Source organism: Ensifer sp. EB106-05-01-XG146, from assembly GCF_058791875.1.
Window position 1 is genome coordinate 1,756,408 of sequence record NZ_JBYTDX010000001.1, and the last position, 19,244, is coordinate 1,775,651.

Consider the following 19,244-nt stretch of genomic DNA (forward strand, 5'->3'; position numbering starts at 1 on the left):
CATGGCGACGTTTTTCGTCCGGAAGGCCAAGGAAATCCTGCCACTGACCGCCAAAACGCCAGATCCACGCCCGCAAACCTTTCGCCGACGGCGATTGCCAAAAACCGGCTGCGGACGTAAGAAGCGCCCATGACCCAGAAAAGCACGAAAATCGACGAGGAAGCGCTGGCCGAGGCCTATAACCGCGCCCTCTCCCTGGAAAAGTCCGGCAAGTTCGATGCCGCGGCGCAAGCCTATGCCGAAGTGCTGGCGCTCGATCCGGAAGACCACGGCGGCGCTGCCGTGCGACTGGCCTCGATGGGACGCGGCGAAACGCCGGTGAAGGCGCCCGATGCCTATGTCGCCACGCTCTTCGACCAGCATGCCGAAGTCTTCGACAACGTGCTCGTCGACCAGCTCGGCTACTGCGTGCCGCTCCTCGTCCGCCAGCGCCTGCAGGCGCTTGAACTCGGGCCCTTCGACCGGGTGCTGGATCTCGGCTGTGGCACGGGCCTGACCGGCGGCGCGCTCCGCGACATGGCCGAAGACATCACCGGCGTCGACCTCTCCGAAAACATGGTCGAGATCGCCCACGAAAAAGACCTCTACGAGACGCTTTACGTTGCAGAGGCGGTCGACTTTCTCGACGACAACGACGACGAGCCCTTCGACCTTATCGTCGCCACCGACGTGCTTCCCTATATGGGCGCGCTCGAAGCGCTGTTTTTCGGCGCGGTCGACAACCTCGTCCCGGGCGGCCTGCTGATCTTCTCCAGCGAAACCCTGCCCGCAGAGACCTTCGCCGGCCGCAATTTCATGGTCGGCCCGCACCAGCGCTTTGCCCATGCCGAGAGCTACCTGCGCGACCGTCTCGCCGCCACCGGCTTCGAGATCGTCGAAGTCGGCGACATCACGGTGCGCCTGGAAGAAGGTGAACCGATCGCCGGACATCTGGTGGTCGCGCGCTTCAAGCCCTGATCGGGCCATGACAGCATCATGAGAAGGGAGCATCGCACGATGCTCCCTTCTCTCTTTTCCGCACCCGCGCCATCGGCTACACCAAGGCGAAAGCAATGGGAGTATTCGGAAAATGGCAAAGGTTGCATTCATCGGTCTCGGCGTCATGGGCTACCCCATGGCCGGCCACCTCAAGGTCCGCGGCGGTCACGAGCTGACGGTCTATAACCGCACCTTCGCCAAGGCCGAAAAGTGGGCGGCCGAGTTCGGTGGTCGCGCGGCGCGTACCCCGGCAGAGGCCGCCGATGGCGCCGATTTCGTCTTCTGCTGCGTCGGCAACGACGACGACCTGCGCTCTGTAACGACGGCCAAGGACGGCGCCTTCGAAAAGCTGGAGGCCAACGCCGTCTTCATCGACAACACCACGGCCTCCGCTGAGGTCGCCCGCGAACTCTACGAAGCGGCCAAGGCCCGCAATGCCCACTTCGTCGATGCCCCGGTCTCCGGCGGCCAGGCAGGCGCCGAAAACGGCGTTCTGACGGTGATGTGCGGCGGCGACGAAGCCGCCTTCGATCGCGCCAAGCCGATCATCGAAGCCTTTGCCCGCATGGTCGGCCTGATGGGTCCGGCCGGTGCCGGCCAGATCACCAAGATGATCAACCAGATCTGCATCGCCGGCCTCATCCAGGGGCTCGCCGAAGGCATCCACTTCGGCAAGAAGGCGGGTCTCGACATCGAGAAGGTCGTCGACGTCATCTCCAAGGGGGCAGCCGGCTCCTGGCAGATGGAAAACCGTCACAAGACGATGAATGCCGGCAAGTACGACTTCGGCTTCGCCGTCGACTGGATGCGCAAGGACCTCGACATCGTGCTCGCCGAAGCCCGCCGCAACGGCGCCAAGCTGCCGGTGACCGCGCTGGTCGACCAGTTCTACGGCGATGTGCAGGAAATGGGCGGCAACCGTTGGGATACGTCCTCGCTCCTCGCCCGCCTCGAAAAGTGAGCCTTAGCCCGTCCTCGACCGCGGGCGAGATCATCGCTCACCTGCGGTCTCTCGGCTCCGAAGACAATCTCGCCGGCATGGCGCGTTTCGGTATCGTCACCGACGCCGCCATCGGGCTTTCCAACGTCGAGCTGCACAAGATCACCCGGCTGGTGAAGACCGATCACCGCCGGGCGCTGGCGCTCTGGCAAACCGGCATTCGCGAGGCGCGCATCCTGGCCGCCTTCACCGCCGATCCGAAAGTACTGACGCTCGACGACGCGCGCCGTTGGGCGGAAGATTGCAATTCCTGGGAAGTGGTCGATACCGTCGCCGACCTTTTTATTGCCGCGCGCTTCGAGCGCGAACTGATTCCGGAATTTTCAGCCGACGAACGGGAATTCGTCCGCCGCATCGCCTTTGCGATGATCGCGACGGCAGCGGTTCACCTGAAGAAAGAACCGGACGCAGCGCTTCTCGCCTGGCTGCCGTTGATCGAGCAGCATTCCGGCGACGAGCGCAACTTCGTGAAGAAAGCGGTCAACTGGGCGCTCCGGCAGATCGGCAAGCGCAACGCCGCCTGCCACGGCCCGGCCCTTGCACTTGCGAAGCGACTGGCGGAAAGCTCGAACCGCGCCGCCCGCTGGACGGGCAAGGACGCGGTTCGCGAACTGTCGAACGACAAGATTCTGGCAAGGCTTGGCCTCCCCTGAGTCTGCTAGCTGAGGTCAGTCCTCGCTGGACTTCGCCTGGTCGATCATCATGTAGTCGAGCGGCAGCTCGGTCGTATACTTGATCTGCTCCATGGCGAAGACGGAGGAAACGTCGCGGATCTCGATCTTGGCGATCATGCGCTTGTAGAAGGCGTCATAGGCTGCGATGTCAGGCACGACGACACGCAGCAGATAGTCCACGTCGCCACTCATGCGGTAGAACTCGACGACTTCCGGAAATTCGGACACGACCTCGGAGAAGCGGCGCAACCACTCCATCGAATGGGAGTTCGTACGGATCGACACGAAGACCGTGACCTTGGTGTTGATCTTCACCGGATCGAGCAGCGCGACGCGGCGGCGGATGACGCCGTCCTCTTCCATCTTCTGGATACGCCGCCAGCACGGCGTGGTCGAAAGCCCGACCTTCTTGGCGAGGTCGGCAACGGCCAGCGTGGAATCCTCCTGCAGCAGGCGCAGGATTTTGCGGTCTAGGCGATCCATAAAAGTCCCTCTCGAATTATTTTTCCCTCTATAGCGCGAAATTGATGAAGATAAAGAAAATTGTTTCAGTTCGTGAGAACGAAAACACGTTCGCGCAAGAAGGGCAGCACCGCTTCGAACCAGGGATTTCGCTTCAGCCAGCCGGTGTTGCGCCAGCTCGGATGCGGCAACGGCAGGATCGCCGGCACGGCGTTGCGCATCGCGTAGCGCCGCCAGTTCTTCACCGTCTCGGTCATCGATTTCGGACAGTCCGGGCCGATATGCCAGCGTTGCGCATAGTGGCCGATCGCCAGCACCAGCTCCACCTGCGGCATCTGCTCCATCACCCGGTGGCGCCAAAGCGGCGCGCATTCGCGCCGCGGAGGCAAGTCGCTGCCATGGGCGTCATAGCCCGGAAAGCAAAAACCCATCGGCACGATCGCGAATTTCTCCGGATCGTAGAAGCTCTCGCGATCGACAGCCAGCCATTGCCGCAGCCGATCGCCGGACGCATCGTTGAACGGCAGACCGCTGTCATGCACGCGCAGTCCGGGCGCCTGCCCGGCGATCAGGATGCGCGCCGCAGTGGAGATCACCGCCACCGGCCGCGGCTCGTGCGGCAGCCGGTCGGCCTCGCCGCGCAGCGGGCTGTCGCGACAGATGCGACAGGCCGAAATTTCCGCCCGCAACCGATCGAGTTGAGCAATGCGGTCGTCAGGCATCGGCGATACCGGAAAAAAGTGCGGTCAGGCGTTCGAGCAGCCAGCTGCGGATCGCCGCAAGCCAGCCATCGATGAGGTGCGGCCCCTCGTCGGGATGACCGTTCGTCCGGCGCCACTCCTGCGGTTTCACGAACTCGCCGGCCCAGAGCCCGCGCTGCTCCCGTTCTGCCCTTGCCTCCTCAGCCTCATAGCGCCCGTAGCTCACCGCATAGCCCGAAAGCACCATCTCGCGCCCGACATCGCGGTTGGCCGCATCGCAAACACCGAGCTCGCGGCCGTATTTGTCGCGGCCGTGAAACCGACAGCGCACATCACCCGCCGAGACGAGCGCCCGCAATCGGCCGCGCGCCTCGCGGCCGCAGTCCCAGGCGACGCCATCGCGCCTGCAGGTCTGGTCGAGCTCCGGCGCGTCGATGCCCTCGATGCGGACGCGTTTACCGTCGATCCGCAGGCTGCCGCCGTCGCTCGCGATCGCCGCGCCCCGTGCCGAACCGGTCGCAGATCGCTCTCCGACGGGCAGCCTGTCGGCGACAAAGGCGCCGATCGCCAAGAGGATGAGAATGATCCATCCGCCGGCCATGCCGCCACGTCCGCCGGACGGCGCATGACCGCGGGACCTGCCGCGGCCCTTGGGAAACCGATATGTCGTCCGTCCGAATTTCACGCCTGCCCTAACCTCGATTGCCGCGGGACTGCCTCGCAGACCAGCGCGTCATAAACATGGTCGATTCCAAAAGATTAGAGAAGGAACCTCACATGCAGCGCGATCCATCACGACCTGAGCACGGCTGCGCCACAATGGTTGTCGAATCCTTCACGCACCGCAGCAACTTCTTAAGGATTGCTCACTAGACTGCAACGCAATCGCAACCGTCGCATATGAGCATGAGTATCGCTGCCAGCACATCGACCGATAAGATTATCGTCGACAAATCGCGTAGCCATCGAAACAAGGCCGTTTCGAGGACGGTCCGCGCGACGCGTGAGCGGCTGCAGACAGGCTCGTCGGTGCCCTCGGGCTTCGAGCGCGAGATGCTCAATCTCTACATCGACAGTGCTCTGCATGGCGCGATCGCCATTCCGGTGCTCGTTACGCTGATTGCGGCGGTCGGCATCTATCTCTCCGGCAATCTCGGTTTCGTCCTCTGGGCGGTCATGACGCTCTCGGCCCATGCCGTCACGCTCTTCTTTGCGCGCAAGGCACGCCGGGAAGACATCAGCGCCGAGAAGGTTCCGGTCTGGCGCCGCCGCTTCCTGCTCGGCCAGGTGCTGATGGGCCTCTGCTGGGCGACCTTCGTCGCACAGGATTGCGCGAGCTGCGGCAACGTGCGCTTCGGCTTCTTCGAGGGCACGGTACTGCTGGTCGCGCTTGCTGCGACCGCTATGGGCACGTTCCTGCTGCGCAATGCGCTCCTTTACACTTTCGCCCCGGTCGTGGCAGCCCTCGCGTTTGCATCGCTCACGACCGGCGACGTGATCTATATGGGGCTCACCGGCGTCATCTCGCTGTCGCTGCTCTTTCTGGTGCTGATGACGGACCGCATGAACCGCGCAAGCGTGCACATCCTCTCCGTTCAATCGGAAAAGGACGACCTGATCGCGGAACTCGAAGTTGCAAAGTCGATGTCCGACGAAGCCCGCCGGCGTGCCGAAGAGGCAAACCTCGCCAAGTCGCGCTTCCTCGCATCCATGTCGCACGAGCTGCGCACGCCGCTGAACGCCATTCTCGGCTTCTCCGAGGTGATGTCGACAGAGGTTCTGGGCCCGCTCAGCAACCCGACCTACAAGGAATACACCAACGACATCCACCGCTCTGGCGAGCACCTGCTGAACCTCATCAACGAGATCCTCGACCTGTCGCGCATCGAGGCCGGCCGCTACGACCTCAACGAGGATTCGGTCAGCCTGGTCGATATCGCCGAGGATTGCATCGGCATGGTGCAACTGAAGGCCCGCGCCAAGAACATCACCATCCACCAGCAGTTCGAACACGGCATGCCCTCGGTCTGGATCGACGAAAAGTCGATGCGCCAGGTCATTCTCAATCTGCTGTCGAATGCCGTGAAGTTCACCAATACCGGCGGCGAAGTCACCTTCAAGGTCGGCTGGACCGCGGGCGGCGGCCAGTATCTCTCGATCAAGGACAACGGCCCCGGCATTCCCGAGGAAGAAATCCCGATCGTGCTCTCGGCCTTCGGCCAGGGCTCGATCGCCATCAAGAGTGCCGAACAGGGCACGGGTCTCGGCCTGCCGATCGTCCAGGCCATCCTCGCCAAGCACAATGGCGAATTCATCCTGCGCTCGAAGCTGCGCGAAGGTACAGAGGCGATCGCCATCCTGCCGGCGCGCCGCGTGCTCGAAAGCCTGCCGGCGATTGAGGATGTCGCAGCCCCGGTTCGCCGCCGCAAGAGCTTCGCCTGATCCATGCACATCGAAACGCAGCGCCTCAGGCTTCGGCCCTGGGAAGAACGCGATATCGCGCCTTTCGCGCTTGCCAATGCCGATCCCGAAGTCCGGCGCTACTACTATCCGGCCATTCTGACGCGCGACGAAACGGCAACGATGATTGCCGACTGCGTCCGCCATCTCGCCGACCGCGGCTTCGGCTTCCTCGCCGTTGAACGCAAATCCGATGGCGCGCTGATCGGCGGTCTCGGCCTTTCTGAGGCTGGAGACGAAATCCCCGACGGACCGCATGTCGAAATCGGCTGGATCCTTGCCCGCCCCTACTGGCGGCAAGGATACGCGCTGGAAGCGGCGAGCGCCTACCTGGACCATGCATGGCGCACACTCGGCCTTGCCGAGGTAATCGGCTATACCTCGCGCATCAACCAGCCTTCGCGGGCACTGATGGAAAGATTGGGCATGCGCTCGGATCCGGCCGATGATTTCGACGACGTCACGGTGCCCGGGGGCAACCCGCTGCGTCCGCATGTGCTTTATCGGGTGAAGGCGCCGGCCCGCTAGCCGGTCAGTTCATGAAGCCGTCGAAGATCACGACATAGGCGGCATAGACACCGTTGGCGACAATCAGGCAGAGGCAGGCGAAGGAGCCGAGATCCTTGGCGTTCTTACCCATTTCCGAGATTTCGGGAGAAACGCGATCGACAATTTCCTCGATTGCCGTGTTGATCGCCTCGAAGGCCATCATCAGTAGGAACAGGATCGCCATCGCCACATATTGGAAGAAGGTTGCGCCGACAATGATGAAAGCGATCATCGCGGCCGCAAAGGCGATCAACTCGTGGCGAAAGGCAGCCTCGCCGATCAGCCGCTTGGCGCCGCCGAGCGAATAGCTCGCAGCGGCAAAGAGATGCCGAATGCCGGTCTGCTTCTCGACAGGACCCGTCTGTCCAATGCGGTGCGTGGTGTTCTTGGCGTCCATTTCGTCTCGACAGGGCTTGAAACTGTGCTTGCTTCGACATCGTGATTGAGGCGAATGCAAGGCGGTCTCGGTTGCAGGCACCCAAGACTATAGCTAGGGCGCGCATTTGCGCTTTGGATAGGCGAGAAGGACGCATCCATCAAGGCCCGGCACGCGACAGCTTCGCGCCCGTGACAGGCCTTGGACAGAAACCGGCCGGCCTTCCTGCAAAGCCCGGCCGGAACTTCACTATTCCTTGTTGCTGACGCCGGCCTGGGCAAAGGTCGCCATGCCGCTGTGGCAAGCGGCCGCCGCCTTGACGATACCGGCGGCAAGGGCCGCGCCCGTGCCTTCGCCAAGCCGCATGCCGAGTGCCAGCAGCGGCGTCTTGCCGAGCTTCTCGATCGCGCGCAGATGCCCCGGTTCGCCCGAAACATGGCCGATCAGGCAATGGTCGAGGGCCGACGGGTTGGCCGCCTTCAGGATCGAAGCCGCAGCGGTCGCCACGTAGCCGTCAATGATGACAGGTACCTTCTGGACGCGGGCGGCCAGGATGGCGCCAGCCATGGCCGCGATCTCACGACCGCCGAGGCGACGCATCAGTTCGAGCGGATCGGACAGGTGATCGCGATGCAACGCCACGGCCTTTTCGACCGCGGCGATCTTGCGCTTCAGCACCTCGCCTTCGGAGCCGGTACCCGGACCGACCCATTCTTCGGCCGTGCCACCATAAAGGCCGAGATTGATCGCGGCCGCGATCGTGGTGTTGCCGATGCCCATTTCGCCGATGCACAGAAGATCCGTGCCGCCAGCAATCGCCTCCATGCCAAAGGCCATGGTCGCGGCGCAATCGCGCTCGGACAGCGCGGCTTCCTCGGTGATATCACCGGTCGGGTATTCGAGTGCGAGGTCGAAGACCTTCAGCCCGAGGTCGTGGCTGACGCAGATCTGGTTGATCGCAGCGCCACCGGCGGCAAAATTCTCGACCATCTGTGCGGTGACGGATGACGGGAACGGGGTCACGCCCTGGCGGGTGACGCCGTGGTTGCCGGCAAAGATCGCCACCAGCGGCCGGTTGACCACCGGCGCCTTGCCCGTCCAGGCGGCGAGCCAGAAGGCGATTTCCTCGAGGCGGCCGAGCGCGCCCGGCGGCTTCGTCAGCTGGGCGTCCCGCTCCCGCGCGGCAACAAGGGCTGCCGCATCCGGGCCCGGCAGGTTGCGCAACAATTCGCGAAAATCATCAAACGGCAGGCCGCTGGCACTCATGGGAGGAATCCTTGCATCATCGTGAAGCTCTAACTACGCCCCTCATAGAGGGCGCCGAAAATTCGGGCAACGACATTTGCGCCAATCGGCGTCGCCGTCTCGATCCGCGAGCGGTCGCAGACGGCCTATGAAAGGTCTGGGAAAAGTGTGCGCGGCCCTCGCGGGTGCGCCCGCCCGGCTTGCGAGACTCGCCGCAGTCGGCGAGTTTGGCAGCGGCCGGGTCAATGGCCGCAACCTTGGAGGAGCCATGGGCTTCGTTGGCGATTTCTGTGACGATGTGGCGCGGTCGATCGGCTTTCTCAGCCGCATCCCGATGCCTGCGCGCCATTTCGAAGGTTATGACGGGCGCTTGAGCCGTGCCGTGCGCGCCTTCCCGCTAGCCGGCCTGGCGATCGCACTGCCATCGGCGGCCGTCGCCATGGCCCTCATGGCGCTGCAGGTGAGCTCGCTCTTTGCCGCCTTTGTCGTCGTCGCCATCCAGGCGCTTGTCACCGGCGCACTGCACGAAGACGGGCTTGGCGACACGGCCGATGGCTTTGGCGGCGGTCGCGACCGCGAAGCGGCGCTTGCGATCATGAAGGACAGCCGCATCGGCACCTATGCGGCCGTCGCCCTCATCCTCTCCTTCGGCCTGCGCGTCTCGGCGCTCGCCTCGATCCTGCCGCTCTTTTCGCCGCTGGGCGCCGCCATGGCGATCCTTGGCGCAGCGTGCCTCAGCCGCGCCGCCATGGTTTGGCACTGGTCGTCGCTTCCGCCGGCGCGCAGCGGCGGCGTCGCGGCCTCGGCTGGCGAGCCGGAACCGGCGGCCACGCGCTTCGCGCTTGCCTTCGGACTTCTTGTCGCAATGCTGCTCTTCTATCTCGCGCAGGTCCCGGCGCTCGGCGTCATCGCGGCGCTCGTCGCATTCCTTGCCACGGTCAAGGGCTTCGCTCGGCTGGCGATGCGCAAGATCGGCGGACAAACGGGCGACACGATCGGGGCGACGCAGCAACTGACCGAAATCGCCGTGCTCGGTGCCCTTGCGCTGACGGTTTGAAACATCGATATATCAAGGGAAAACTGAGCACGCCCATGGAATCTCCCTGCATTCTCGTCTGTTCGATCGATGACAAGACCGGCTACTGTTTCGGCTGCGGCCGTACCCGCGACGAAGTCGGACGCTGGACGCTCTATACCGATGCCGAACGCCGCGCGATCATGAGCGTGTTGCCTGCGCGGCTTGAGACCGTCGAACGCAAGCCGCGGCGCGAAACCCGACGCACGCGCATGGCGAGGGAACGCGGCGAAGCATGACCCGTCTTGCCATCCTGCTCTCGATCCTGGCCATCGGCCTCATCCTGCTGATCATCAACCACGACACCGGCCGCACCATGGGGCTCGCCAATGACCAGTTCGGGCAACTGGTCTCGCTCGGGGCCATCGCCACGCTGATCGGCGCCGGCATCCTGCAGAGCCGCCACCGCTTCGGCGAAGGCCTGCGTCAGATCGCCATCTGGCTCTTCGTCGTTCTGGCGCTGGTCTCGGCCTATGTCTACCGTTTCGAGTTGGAGGGCTTCGGCAACCGCCTGCTCGCCGGCCTCATCCCCGGCCGCGCCACCATCATCACCGACAGCGAGGGACAGCAGGAAGTGGTGCTGCAGAAGATGTTGAACGGTCATTTCGAGACCACTGCGACGGTCGACGGCAAGGACATCAGCATGCTGGTCGATACCGGCGCCAGCAACATCGCGCTCACCTATGAAGATGCGGAAAAGATCGGCCTCGACCCGGCCAACCTCAACTATATCGTTACGGTCATGACAGCCAATGGCCGGGCCCAGGCAGCCCCCGTGATGCTTCAGGAGATCTCGATCGGCCCGATCACCCGCCGCAACATCGGCGCAACGGTCGCAGCCAAGGGCAAGCTCGATCAGAGCCTGCTCGGCATGAGCTTCCTGTCGACGCTGGAGATGCTGCAGATGCGTACCGACGAGCTGCGTCTGCGCGACTGACCGGCATCGGCCCCGGCGCGCGGTCGTGCCACGCATAGAAGCAAGGGGAGCACGGCATGGATTTCATGCGACTGCTGAAGTCGATCGAGGAACTGCTCTATGAGCTCGTCTGCTGGCTGCTGTTTTATCCGCTCACCCTGTGGCGCACGCTGCGCCACCCGCAGGCGATGATGCGCTATGCCGACGTCGAGCTCGGCGACGACCTGCCGGAGCAGTACTCGGATGCGCTGAGCCCGCCGCTTTTTCTGCTGATCACGCTGCTCTTGGCGCATGGGCTGGAGCTCGGCCTCGTCAGCCGCGCAGTTCCCTGGGCGCCGACGTCGCTGCTTGCCTCCGACTCCAACCTGCTGATGTTTCGGGCTGTCGCCTTCAGTATTCTGCCTCTGCTGATGGCCGTGAAGCTCCTGCGCAACAAGGGTGCCAAGCTGACACGCGAGACGCTGCGTCCGCCCTTCTTCAGCCAGTGCTACGTCACGGCACCCTTCGCTTTTGCCATCAGCCTCGGTGGCCAATTGCTCTTGGCCGGGCACAACGCCTTCACCACTGTCGGCGCCGCCTTCGTGGTCGCTTCGATCGTCTGGTACATCGTTGCCGAAACGCGCTGGTTCATGGCCGACCTCGGGCTCTCCGCCGTGCGGTCGCTCCTCCACGTCGTGGTCACGATTCTTCAGGCGCTGCTCGCGATGGCCGTCGCCAGCACGATCATCGCCTATGCCAGTGGAGCCGTGCCGGCGCTAGCACCCTGACGACCGATGGAAGTCAGTTACGCAGGCGGTAGCCGGTGCGGAAGATCCAGGCGAGCACCGACATGCAGACAGTCAGGAAGGCAATGATGATCACCGCGCTGAAGATCGGGTTGACGTCCGACACCTCGAAGAAGCTCCAGCGGAAACCGCTGATGAGGTACAGCACCGGGTTGAAATGGCTGACGGCCTGCCAGAAGGGCGGCAGCATCTTCACCGAATAGAAGCTGCCGCCGAGGAAGACGAGCGGCGGGATCACCAGCATGGGGATCAGGTTCAGTTGCTCGAAATCCTTGGCCCAGATGCCGATGATGAAGCCGAACAGGCTGAAGGAAATCGCCGTCAGCACGAAGAAGAAGACCATGACGAAGGGATGAGCGATCGTCAGGTCGACGAAGAGCGATGCCGTCAGGAGAATGATCGTGCCGATCATCATCCCCTTGGTCGCCGCGGCGCCGACATAGCCGAGCACGATCTCCACCATCGAGACCGGCGAGGAAAGCACCTCGTAGATCGTGCCGGTGAATTTCGGGAAATAGATGCCGAAGGACCCGTTACCGATGCACTGGGTCAGAAGCGTCAGCATCATCAGGCCGGGCGTGATGAAGGCGCCATAGGAAACGCCGTCGATCTCCTGGATGCGGCCGCCGATCGCCGCGCCGAAGACGATGAAATAGAGCGACGTGGAGATAACGGGCGACACCACGCTCTGCAGAAGTGTGCGGCGTGTGCGGGCCATCTCGAAGAAATAGATCGATTTGATCGCTTCGATGTTCATCGCCCTGCCCCCACGATTTCGACGAAAATGTCTTCCAGCGAGCTCTGTCGCGTGGAAATGTCCTTGAGCCTGATGCCGGCCTCCGCCAAGGCGGCGAGCAAGGTGGTGATCCCGGTCCGCTCGGCGCTAGTGTCATAATCGTAGATCAGACAATGGCCGTCGCCTTCGAGCGTCAGGTTGTAACCCGAGAGCACGTCAGGCACGCCATCCAGCGGATGGGCGAGATCGACGCGCAACTGCTTGCGCCCGAGCTTCGACATCAGCGCCGCCTTGTCCTCGACCAGCAGGATCTCGCCGCCGTTGATGACGCCGATGCGGTCGGCGATTTCTTCCGCCTCTTCGATGTAGTGTGTCGTCAGGATGATCGTCACGCCCGAGGCGCGCAGCCGCTCGACCACGTCCCACATGCTCTTGCGCAGGTTGACGTCGACGCCGGCCGTCGGCTCGTCGAGGAAGAGGACCCGCGGCTCATGCGACAGCGCCTTGGCGATCAGCACGCGCCGCTTCATGCCGCCCGAAAGCTCGCGCAGCATGTTGTCCTTCTTGTCCCAGAGCGACAGGTCCTTCAGCACCTTTTCGATATGGGCGGGGTTCGGTTTCTTGCCGTGCAGCCCGCGGGAGAAGGTGACCGTGTTCCAGACGGTTTCGAAAGCGTCGGTGGTCAGCTCCTGCGGCACGAGCCCGATCATCGCGCGGGTCTCGCGGAAATCGCGCACCACGTCGTGCCCCCCGACCATCACCGTTCCGCCGCTCGGATTGACGATACCGCAGATGATCGAGATCAGCGTCGTCTTGCCGGCGCCGTTCGGCCCGAGCAACGCCAGGATTTCGCCTTCCTCGATATCGAGGCTGACGCCCTTCAGCGCCTTGAAGCCGGAGGCATAAGTCTTCGACAGATTGGAAACGGAAACGATTGGCGCCATGAAAACTGATCCGGAAGGAGGGGCAGAGTCTTGAGGTCCCGCCCTATATGGGACAATTCATTCCGATTTGCAGCCGGCTGGAATGAAAAAACAAGATGACTGTGCGTCAACGCGGCTGAGACAGTCCCGTATCGGCGCCCGCTCCGGCCGATGTCTGCCTCGGGAGCTTGCGGTCAACCAGCCGGTCATGGACAAGCATCCCGGCCAGCATTGCCACCACGAAGAGGACCGTTGCCGGCAAGCCAAGCGACAGCGAGGCGAGCGCCGGGCCCGGGCAAAGCCCGACCAGCCCCCAGCCGACGCCGAAGATCGCCGAGCCGACGATCAGTCGCCGGTCGATGACCTGATTGTTGGGCAGATGAAAGGTCCCGTCGAACAGCGGATGTTTCAACCGGCGCGTCACCAGAACTCCGAGCGCCGAAACGAAGACAGCGCCGCCGAGCACGAAGGCAAGGCTTGGGTTCCAGTTGCCGGTTATGTCAAGAAAAGCCCGCACGCGGGCCGGATCGAGCATTCCCGACAGCGAAAGACCGAAACCGAATACGACGCCGGAGACGAGCGTCGCGGCAAGGCGGAGCAAGGCGCTGTTCATCCGAAGAAACCCGCAACGAAGACCGTGACGATCGCCGCTCCCATGAAGGTGGCGACCGCGGCGATCGAGCGGCGCGACAGCCTTGCAAGCCCGACAACGCCATGACCGCTGGTGCAGCCCGAGCCCATGCGCGAGCCGAAGCCCACCAGCAGGCCCCCAACCACGAGAAGCGGCCAGGAGGCCGTCACAGTCACCGACGGCCAGGCATCGAAAATGAGGCGGTACAACACCGGTCCGGCAATCAGCCCCAGTACGAACAATGCGCCCGACGAAGCCTGTACGCCCTGCAGCAGGCGCCCTGCGATGCCACTGATGCCGGCCACCCGGCCAGTGGCCACCATCAGGATCGCCGCCGACAGGCCAATCAACAGCCCGCCTACCAGCGCATTCCCGTATTCATTCATGCTTTTGAACCATCTCGACAGAAGATCTGATAGAGCGAGCCGACGAGGCGCGCCACCTTGTCGTGGCTGAGCCGATAGAAAACCTGCTTGGCCTGCCGACGGGTCGCGACAATGCCGGCATCCCGCAAGACCGTCAATTGCTGTGAAAGCGTGGGCTGGCGAATGCCCAGCATTTCCTCGAGCGCCGCGACAGAATGCTCGCCTTCGAGCAGCGCGCTCACGATCAGCAACCTGTTGCGGTTGGCAAGTGTCCTGAGGATTTTAGAAACTTCGGCGGCATGCACAGCCATATCGCTGCGCATCCCCGGAAATTGCATGACCGTTCCCATTTCGTCCTCCTGTGGCGTCAAGGAGTGAGTAGGGCCCCCAATGCTTGTAGCGGCCAACCAGACACTATCCAAGATTGTTATACGAAATAATATAATATCGTATTACTTATTACAAAACCAGACGAAACGGAGAGATCGGCACGGCCTCGCCAACCCAAGGTTTTCTCATACGCAGAAAAACATATAGAAAATTCAGTCTGTTACAATTGGATCCGAAAATGCCGGGAATCGCCATATTTGGGGCAACCGTTCGGAACGCGACCCGGACGAGTAAAACCTAAAGTATAATACTACTTATTTAGGGAATCAGGTCGATTCGCAGATCTTCGCCGACAGCCGGCCAGGAACGCACTCGAACGAAAGCCGGCGCAGGATTTGCTCGGCCGACCACAGCAATTACGCCCAGCTGTCACGAAACCGTGACGCTCTTCGATCAGTTTGCATCGCGCGGGCCGCAACATCGCCCTTTGATTTGCGCTCGTGATTTGCAGGCCGGAGCCTCCCCCTTTTGCTCCGGTCGTTGGGCCGGCCTCCCCGCCGGCCTCTTTTTTTTGCCGGCTCCCGAGCTTCGATAGCCGGCAGCTGGAAACCACTGGTGCCAACCGGCTGAACACCTAATCGCAGTGCCGATAACCGGTCTTGCGCGTCCTCAGGTCGAAGTGGAAATGGTCCTTGTGGAAGGGGTCGCTGCCCGGGCCGAGCACGGTGTTGAAGTACTTGCAGCTGTCGGAACGCACGGCCTTCAGCAACGCCTTCTCGCGGAAGGCGAAGAAGCCCTTCTTGCGCACGTCGATTTCCTTGCCGTTCTTCAGCACGAACTTGCCGACATCGATGGCGTTGCCGCGCGCGTGTTCCGACATCGGATTGCCGCGACGCGAATTCATCGTGCGGCAGGAGTAGCCGCCAAGCGGCTTGATCGTCTTGATGCCGGACCAGTAGCGGTAGCGTGACGACGGGGCGAGTTCGTACTTCACCCACTTCGCGAAAGCCTCGGTCACCTCGCAATTGAGCTTGACCGCCGGCTTCACACCGATGCCGCCGGACAGCCCGTTGAGTTCGATCGGATAGTCGATGCCGCAGGACGGACCGTTGCTGATGCGCGGAATGTCGCGGAAGGTGACGCCGAGCTTTTTCAGGCGCTGGCGGCAAGCAATCTCGGAACCGGGCATCGCGCCGGTATATTCGGGCGTCGACATCGGATTGTTGGCGCGCGGCAGGAAGGCGACCTGCTGCGGCTCCTGCGTGCGCTGAAGGCGCTGCTGTTCCATGGCGCGGGCGCGCTGCGCCTGTTCGGCGGCCATCTTGTCCGGCGACAGCGGCGGCAGATCCGGGTCATAGCCAAGGTTCGCTTCGGCCGGCGCGGCGCTGTTTGCGCCGCCGAGCTGGCGCACATTCTCGTCACCAATACCGCCGACCACCGGCTGGCTGGCATTGCCCTCGGCAATGTCGTTGCTCTGCTCCTCCGCAAGCCCCACCACCGGCTGCTCCACGCCGAGCATCGCATCCATGTTGACGCCCTCTTGGGGAATAGCGCTCGAGCCGGCGCTTGCCGGCTGCGCGCCCGTCGCCACCGCCTCGTCGCTATCGAGCATCGGAAGCGCGCGGCGCGTCTGCTGAGGCGCCGCGTGCTGCGGATTGGTCTGGAAGGTCGAGGGCTGCGTGGCGGCCGGATAGGCGGCCACCTCCTCTGCCGGCACGGCATCGACAGGAACCGGCCCGATCGACCCGACCCGCGCCCCGCCATCGATGCGGCCGGGCGGCGAAAGCGCGTCATCGGTGGAGCAGGTGACGAGCGAAAACGAAAGAACGAGCGCCGTCAGCGGGCGATGGAGACGAGTAACATAGGCCATACCGAACTGCGCCTTCCTCCAGGCGGTCCGAAAAAGACCACCGTCATCGCCCCGCTGCCCCTGCCGCCGCCACCGCGTTCAATTGGCACGCAATGGTTGCTACAGCACCTGCAATTGCTGCCTTTTGCCTGTGTCGCAAACCGGGCACAGCGGACAAAAAGCCTGATTTGCCTGGCATTTTATTCAAATACGGTAAACGAAGGCTTGCGCGCCAACCGCTGGAAATGGGGTGTCCGCGCTGCGAATGGTCCATCCATACCGACAAAAAAGAGCCCGCGTCCTCGTCGGACACGGGCTCGCATGCTAAAGGCTTGATCGCTTGGGCCCTAGCGGCACTCGCCGCGATGGACGATCTGGAAACCGGCACCACCCGCCTCGCAGGCGTTGGAGAAGGTTTCGATGCGGCTGCCACGCTGGCCGCAGACCGGGGCATATTCGCGGGTGCAGAACTGGCCCTCGGATGGACGGTCGTCCTCCCTGCGGCATTCGCCGCGGCCGATCACCTGGAAGCCCTCGGAACGCGCCTGGCAGGCGTTCGAGAAGGTCTGCGTGCGGCGGCCGCGCTGGCCACACACCGGATTGTATTCCATCGTGCAGGCCTGCGGCTCGCGATCCGGCGGGCGATAGTCCGGACGGCACTCGCCGCGGTGGATGACGTTGAAGCCGTCAGCGCGCGCCTGGCAGGAGTTCGGGAAGCTGCGCATACGATTGCCGCGCTCGCCACAAACCGGCGCATATTCCATCGTGCAGGCCTGCGGGCGCGTGGGCCTCGGCCCCGGCCGCGGCTCGTCGACGACGACGGTACAGGCGGAAAGAAACCCGAGCGCCAGCATCATGAGCGCGATCGGCCGGGTCAGAAGTAGTTTGAGAAGTGCCATGGTGTCCCCTCTGGTGCAGCGGCCGGCAACCGGAGCGACGCCCCGTCGAACACCTCCCGCTTCTCGCGTATCTATCCCCGGCGGTGCTGAGGTCAAGACAGAGAATGTCTCCGTGCACGACAACCGGTGTGACAACGGCGGCGCCTAAACGCGTATCCTTGCGACAGCATTGCGGCCGACCCCGAATGAAAAACCCGCGCGGCGTAGCGCGCGGGTCGCAATCGACAAACCTGTGGCGTCAGGCGGCGCGGCCGTAACCCGCGTGCGAGCCTGAAGGCTGCAGCCGGAACTTCGTCAGCAGCGACTTCAGCTCGCGGCTTTCGGCCGCCAGCGTCTGGCTCGCCGCCGTGGTTTCCTCCACCATCGCCGCGTTCTGCTGGGTCATCTGGTCCATGCTGTTGACGGCGACATTGACCTCCTGCAGCCCGGTCGCCTGCTCCCGCGCGGCCGTGGCGATCGACGCCACCTGCTCGTTGACCCGGTTGACCTGCGCCTCGATCTCCGAGAGCGCCTCGCCTGTGGAGCGAACCAGATCGACGCCGGCGCCGACCTCGCGCACCGAGGCGCCGATCAGTTCCTTGATCTCCTTGGCGGCTCCGGCCGAACGCTGCGCCAACTCGCGCACTTCCTGTGCGACGACGGCAAAGCCGCGGCCCGCCTCGCCGGCGCGCGCTGCCTCGACCCCGGCGTTGAGCGCCAGCAGATTCGTCTGGAAGGCGATCTCGTCGATGACGCCGATGATCTGGCCGATGCGGCCGGACGAGCTTTCGATCCGCCCCATGGCGTCGATGGCATTGCGCACGATGCCGCCGGACTTTGCGGCGCTGGTCCTGGTCCGGTCGACCATCTCACGCGCTTCGTTTGCCCGTTCGGAGGCATGGCGAACCGTCGAGGTGATTTCGTCCAGTGCCGCGGCCGTCTCTTCAAGGGCGGCTGCCTGCTGCTCCGTCCGGCGGGAGAGATTGTTTGCCGCTTCGGAAATATCGCCGGCGCTGGCGGTGACGATCTCGGTCGAATGCGAGATCGAGCCGATGACATCGCGAAGGGCTGCGACGGCGGTGTTGAAGTCGTCCCGCAGCTTGCCGTATTCCGGCGCGATATGGCCGATCTCGGCGGTGAGGTCGCCACTCGCCAGGAGTTCGAGCGCCGCACCAACGGTTTCCATCGTCTCGGCCTGCGCCTCAGCCGTCGCCCGCTGGCGCTGCTCGTTGCCGCGCCGCTCGGAACTCAGTCGCTCCTGCTGTTCTGCCTCACGCGAGCGCAACTCCAGCCGTTCGCGCACCGAGTCACGCAGGACAACGAGGACCTTGGCCATCTGGCCGATCTCGTCGCCACGGTCGGTTTCCGGCACCTCCGAAGACAGATCTTCGTCGGCGATCGCCCGCATCGAGGCCTTCAGCTTTTCGACCGGCTTGACGACGCTGCGCACGATCGCCAGTGCCGCCATCAGGATGGCAAGAGCGGCGGCGGCAAGAATGCCGGCAACCTGCCAGGCGCGGTCGCGGAACATCGCCGCCAGGTCGTCGGCATAGACGCCGGTCCCGACCACCCAGCCCCAGGGCTTGAAGCCGGCAACGTGCGAATACTTCAGCACCGGCGCGTCGGCACCGGGCTTCGGCCAGTAGTAGTCGACGAAACCCTGGCCGCTCTTTTCGACGGTCTTTACGAACTCGACGAAGAGCTGCTTGCCGTTGGGATCCTTGTTTTCGGTGAGGTCCTTGCCGTCGAGCTCCGGCTTGATCGGATGCATGATCATGGTCGGATGCATGTCGTTGACCCAGAAATAGCCGCTGCCCTGGTAGCGCATCGCCTTGATCGCTTCGAGCGCGCGCTTCTGCGCCTCCTCGCGCGGCAGCGTGCCGGCCACTTCCAGCTTGTGATAGCCGTCGAACACGGCGATCGCGTTCTCGTCCATCGCCGCAAGCATCGCCTTTCGTTCGCCGACGAGCTTTTCCTGCGCCTGGAACAGACCGAAGGTCAGCGCCGCCGCCATGGTCAAAAGCGCGAATGCCACCAGCGCGTAGAGACGCGCCGAAATCCTGAATTTCTTCATTGCCAATCCCTTGCCCCTCGGCGCTCCCCGCGCCGCCCCAAATCCTGGCGCCGCGGCATAGCCGGCAGGCACTCCCAGAGCCTGCAGGTTAGGATGAGGTCTTTGCAAAGCTCCTAACGAGGAACCCCTAAATTTGGCATTCCTCATTCACCCCCTGCGAAAGTATAACGAGCCGGCACCTCAAGGACGTTGCCGGCATTTGTGCGGCAGCGGGGTCTTCCCTCCACAAGTGCGCTC

The 19,244-nt window shown here is 63.5% G+C and carries 22 protein-coding genes; 9 read left to right on the plus strand and 13 right to left on the minus strand.

Translation table 11 applies throughout. The features are described 5' to 3' along the window. Window positions 1-129: 129 nt before the first annotated feature. The 3 genes from AC3WVQ_RS08615 to AC3WVQ_RS08625 all read left to right on the plus strand — a co-directional run bounded on the left by AC3WVQ_RS08615 (window position 130) and on the right by AC3WVQ_RS08625 (window position 2,631). On the plus strand, window positions 130-957 hold the full coding sequence (locus AC3WVQ_RS08615; protein ID WP_034795154.1) for a class I SAM-dependent methyltransferase: 828 nt from the start codon (window positions 130-132) through the stop codon (window positions 955-957). 112 nt (window positions 958-1,069) lie between these two features. Next, the gene (locus AC3WVQ_RS08620; protein ID WP_110819194.1) at window positions 1,070-1,939 is read left to right on the plus strand and encodes an NAD(P)-dependent oxidoreductase; all 870 of its coding nucleotides are present in this window, start codon (window positions 1,070-1,072) and stop codon (window positions 1,937-1,939) included. Next, window positions 1,936-2,631 (plus strand): DNA alkylation repair protein, encoded by a 696-nt coding sequence (locus AC3WVQ_RS08625; RefSeq protein ID WP_181432607.1) that lies wholly within the window; start codon window positions 1,936-1,938, stop codon window positions 2,629-2,631. The genes AC3WVQ_RS08620 and AC3WVQ_RS08625 overlap by 4 nt, the downstream gene beginning before the upstream one ends. Before the next feature lie 15 nt (window positions 2,632-2,646). Here AC3WVQ_RS08625 and AC3WVQ_RS08630 read toward each other — a convergent pair whose 3' ends face one another. From AC3WVQ_RS08630 to AC3WVQ_RS08640, 3 genes are all read right to left on the minus strand, one after another. Beyond that, a complete protein-coding gene (locus AC3WVQ_RS08630) occupies window positions 2,647-3,135 on the minus strand; it encodes an Lrp/AsnC family transcriptional regulator (RefSeq protein ID WP_034795162.1) in 489 nt (162 codons plus the stop codon). A 65-nt stretch (window positions 3,136-3,200) separates the two neighbouring features. Further along, window positions 3,201-3,836 (minus strand): uracil-DNA glycosylase family protein, encoded by a 636-nt coding sequence (locus tag AC3WVQ_RS08635; RefSeq protein WP_090293927.1) that lies wholly within the window; start codon window positions 3,834-3,836, stop codon window positions 3,201-3,203. Then, a complete protein-coding gene (locus AC3WVQ_RS08640; RefSeq protein ID WP_492382692.1) occupies window positions 3,829-4,416 on the minus strand; it encodes a thermonuclease family protein in 588 nt (195 codons plus the stop codon). The genes AC3WVQ_RS08635 and AC3WVQ_RS08640 overlap by 8 nt, the downstream gene beginning before the upstream one ends. A gap of 305 nt (window positions 4,417-4,721) precedes the next feature. On the opposite strand from AC3WVQ_RS08640, the gene AC3WVQ_RS08645 reads away from it, so the two are divergent. Both AC3WVQ_RS08645 and AC3WVQ_RS08650 read left to right on the plus strand, forming a co-directional pair. Beyond that, a complete protein-coding gene (locus tag AC3WVQ_RS08645) occupies window positions 4,722-6,257 on the plus strand; it encodes a sensor histidine kinase (RefSeq protein WP_090294420.1) in 1,536 nt (511 codons plus the stop codon). Window positions 6,258-6,260: 3 nt separating this feature from the next. Beyond that, window positions 6,261-6,803, plus strand: a complete 543-nt coding sequence (locus AC3WVQ_RS08650; RefSeq protein WP_110819195.1) for a GNAT family N-acetyltransferase — start codon at window positions 6,261-6,263, stop codon at window positions 6,801-6,803. Window positions 6,804-6,807: 4 nt separating this feature from the next. Here the strand turns inward: AC3WVQ_RS08650 and AC3WVQ_RS08655 are convergent, their stop codons facing one another. Together AC3WVQ_RS08655 and cobT are read right to left on the minus strand one after the other, a co-directional pair. Further along, window positions 6,808-7,221, minus strand: coding sequence for a diacylglycerol kinase (locus AC3WVQ_RS08655; protein WP_034795175.1), 414 nt, complete (start codon window positions 7,219-7,221; stop codon window positions 6,808-6,810). 228 nt (window positions 7,222-7,449) lie between these two features. Continuing rightward, entirely contained in the window at window positions 7,450-8,466 is a 1,017-nt protein-coding gene (gene cobT, locus AC3WVQ_RS08660) for a nicotinate-nucleotide--dimethylbenzimidazole phosphoribosyltransferase (RefSeq protein WP_034795180.1), read from the minus strand. A 247-nt stretch (window positions 8,467-8,713) separates the two neighbouring features. On the opposite strand from cobT, the gene AC3WVQ_RS08665 reads away from it, so the two are divergent. Genes AC3WVQ_RS08665 through AC3WVQ_RS08680 form a run of 4 tightly spaced genes read left to right on the plus strand, consistent with a single transcriptional unit; the run spans window position 8,714 to window position 11,203 of the window. Next, on the plus strand, window positions 8,714-9,502 hold the full coding sequence (locus tag AC3WVQ_RS08665) for an adenosylcobinamide-GDP ribazoletransferase (protein WP_060600886.1): 789 nt from the start codon (window positions 8,714-8,716) through the stop codon (window positions 9,500-9,502). A gap of 35 nt (window positions 9,503-9,537) precedes the next feature. Continuing rightward, on the plus strand, window positions 9,538-9,759 hold the full coding sequence (locus AC3WVQ_RS08670) for a DUF1289 domain-containing protein (protein ID WP_089044154.1): 222 nt from the start codon (window positions 9,538-9,540) through the stop codon (window positions 9,757-9,759). Then, window positions 9,756-10,457: a retropepsin-like aspartic protease family protein gene (locus AC3WVQ_RS08675; protein ID WP_060520665.1), complete on the plus strand. Its 702-nt coding sequence runs from the start codon at window positions 9,756-9,758 to the stop codon at window positions 10,455-10,457. The genes AC3WVQ_RS08670 and AC3WVQ_RS08675 overlap by 4 nt, the downstream gene beginning before the upstream one ends. A gap of 56 nt (window positions 10,458-10,513) precedes the next feature. Continuing rightward, window positions 10,514-11,203 carry a hypothetical protein gene (locus tag AC3WVQ_RS08680; RefSeq protein ID WP_060584982.1) on the plus strand — a complete coding sequence of 230 codons (690 nt, stop codon included), beginning with the start codon at window positions 10,514-10,516 and terminating at the stop codon, window positions 11,201-11,203. 13 nt (window positions 11,204-11,216) lie between these two features. On the opposite strand, the gene AC3WVQ_RS08685 is transcribed toward AC3WVQ_RS08680, so the two are convergent. The 8 genes from AC3WVQ_RS08685 to AC3WVQ_RS08720 form a co-directional block, all read right to left on the minus strand. Further along, window positions 11,217-11,978, minus strand: coding sequence for an ABC transporter permease (locus AC3WVQ_RS08685; RefSeq protein ID WP_034795209.1), 762 nt, complete (start codon window positions 11,976-11,978; stop codon window positions 11,217-11,219). Continuing rightward, window positions 11,975-12,901: an ABC transporter ATP-binding protein gene (locus AC3WVQ_RS08690; protein WP_034795212.1), complete on the minus strand. Its 927-nt coding sequence runs from the start codon at window positions 12,899-12,901 to the stop codon at window positions 11,975-11,977. Before AC3WVQ_RS08690 ends, AC3WVQ_RS08685 begins: the two co-directional genes overlap by 4 nt. A gap of 106 nt (window positions 12,902-13,007) precedes the next feature. Further along, a complete protein-coding gene (locus AC3WVQ_RS08695) occupies window positions 13,008-13,493 on the minus strand; it encodes a YeeE/YedE family protein (protein ID WP_090293932.1) in 486 nt (161 codons plus the stop codon). Beyond that, on the minus strand, window positions 13,490-13,897 hold the full coding sequence (locus AC3WVQ_RS08700) for a YeeE/YedE family protein (protein WP_089044156.1): 408 nt from the start codon (window positions 13,895-13,897) through the stop codon (window positions 13,490-13,492). The genes AC3WVQ_RS08695 and AC3WVQ_RS08700 overlap by 4 nt, the downstream gene beginning before the upstream one ends. Continuing rightward, a complete protein-coding gene (locus tag AC3WVQ_RS08705) occupies window positions 13,894-14,226 on the minus strand; it encodes an ArsR/SmtB family transcription factor (protein ID WP_034795232.1) in 333 nt (110 codons plus the stop codon). Before AC3WVQ_RS08705 ends, AC3WVQ_RS08700 begins: the two co-directional genes overlap by 4 nt. A gap of 614 nt (window positions 14,227-14,840) precedes the next feature. Next, entirely contained in the window at window positions 14,841-16,076 is a 1,236-nt protein-coding gene (locus tag AC3WVQ_RS08710) for an extensin-like domain-containing protein (RefSeq protein ID WP_110819196.1), read from the minus strand. A 326-nt stretch (window positions 16,077-16,402) separates the two neighbouring features. Then, on the minus strand, window positions 16,403-16,954 hold the full coding sequence (locus AC3WVQ_RS08715) for a Kazal-type serine protease inhibitor family protein (RefSeq protein WP_034795236.1): 552 nt from the start codon (window positions 16,952-16,954) through the stop codon (window positions 16,403-16,405). 238 nt (window positions 16,955-17,192) lie between these two features. Next, window positions 17,193-19,007 (minus strand): methyl-accepting chemotaxis protein, encoded by a 1,815-nt coding sequence (locus tag AC3WVQ_RS08720; protein ID WP_090293935.1) that lies wholly within the window; start codon window positions 19,005-19,007, stop codon window positions 17,193-17,195. Between the last annotated feature and the right edge of the window lie 237 nt (window positions 19,008-19,244).

Coding starts and splice junctions, on each gene's coding strand:
- AC3WVQ_RS08620 (WP_110819194.1), top strand. CDS start 1,070: ATGGCAAAGGTTGCATTCATCGGTCTCGGCGTCATGGGCTACCCCATG.
- AC3WVQ_RS08700 (WP_089044156.1), bottom strand. CDS start 13,897: ATGAATGAATACGGGAATGCGCTGGTAGGCGGGCTGTTGATTGGCCTG.
- AC3WVQ_RS08685 (WP_034795209.1), bottom strand. CDS start 11,978: ATGAACATCGAAGCGATCAAATCGATCTATTTCTTCGAGATGGCCCGC.
- AC3WVQ_RS08655 (WP_034795175.1), bottom strand. CDS start 7,221: ATGGACGCCAAGAACACCACGCACCGCATTGGACAGACGGGTCCTGTC.
- AC3WVQ_RS08640 (WP_492382692.1), bottom strand. CDS start 4,416: ATGGCCGGCGGATGGATCATTCTCATCCTCTTGGCGATCGGCGCCTTT.
- AC3WVQ_RS08635 (WP_090293927.1), bottom strand. CDS start 3,836: ATGCCTGACGACCGCATTGCTCAACTCGATCGGTTGCGGGCGGAAATT.
- AC3WVQ_RS08705 (WP_034795232.1), bottom strand. CDS start 14,226: ATGGGAACGGTCATGCAATTTCCGGGGATGCGCAGCGATATGGCTGTG.
- AC3WVQ_RS08650 (WP_110819195.1), top strand. CDS start 6,261: ATGCACATCGAAACGCAGCGCCTCAGGCTTCGGCCCTGGGAAGAACGC.
- AC3WVQ_RS08670 (WP_089044154.1), top strand. CDS start 9,538: ATGGAATCTCCCTGCATTCTCGTCTGTTCGATCGATGACAAGACCGGC.
- AC3WVQ_RS08645 (WP_090294420.1), top strand. CDS start 4,722: ATGAGTATCGCTGCCAGCACATCGACCGATAAGATTATCGTCGACAAA.
- AC3WVQ_RS08695 (WP_090293932.1), bottom strand. CDS start 13,493: ATGAACAGCGCCTTGCTCCGCCTTGCCGCGACGCTCGTCTCCGGCGTC.
- AC3WVQ_RS08615 (WP_034795154.1), top strand. CDS start 130: ATGACCCAGAAAAGCACGAAAATCGACGAGGAAGCGCTGGCCGAGGCC.
- AC3WVQ_RS08710 (WP_110819196.1), bottom strand. CDS start 16,076: ATGGCCTATGTTACTCGTCTCCATCGCCCGCTGACGGCGCTCGTTCTT.
- cobT (WP_034795180.1), bottom strand. CDS start 8,466: ATGAGTGCCAGCGGCCTGCCGTTTGATGATTTTCGCGAATTGTTGCGC.
- AC3WVQ_RS08665 (WP_060600886.1), top strand. CDS start 8,714: ATGGGCTTCGTTGGCGATTTCTGTGACGATGTGGCGCGGTCGATCGGC.
- AC3WVQ_RS08675 (WP_060520665.1), top strand. CDS start 9,756: ATGACCCGTCTTGCCATCCTGCTCTCGATCCTGGCCATCGGCCTCATC.
- AC3WVQ_RS08690 (WP_034795212.1), bottom strand. CDS start 12,901: ATGGCGCCAATCGTTTCCGTTTCCAATCTGTCGAAGACTTATGCCTCC.
- AC3WVQ_RS08630 (WP_034795162.1), bottom strand. CDS start 3,135: ATGGATCGCCTAGACCGCAAAATCCTGCGCCTGCTGCAGGAGGATTCC.
- AC3WVQ_RS08720 (WP_090293935.1), bottom strand. CDS start 19,007: ATGAAGAAATTCAGGATTTCGGCGCGTCTCTACGCGCTGGTGGCATTC.
- AC3WVQ_RS08680 (WP_060584982.1), top strand. CDS start 10,514: ATGGATTTCATGCGACTGCTGAAGTCGATCGAGGAACTGCTCTATGAG.
- AC3WVQ_RS08715 (WP_034795236.1), bottom strand. CDS start 16,954: ATGGCACTTCTCAAACTACTTCTGACCCGGCCGATCGCGCTCATGATG.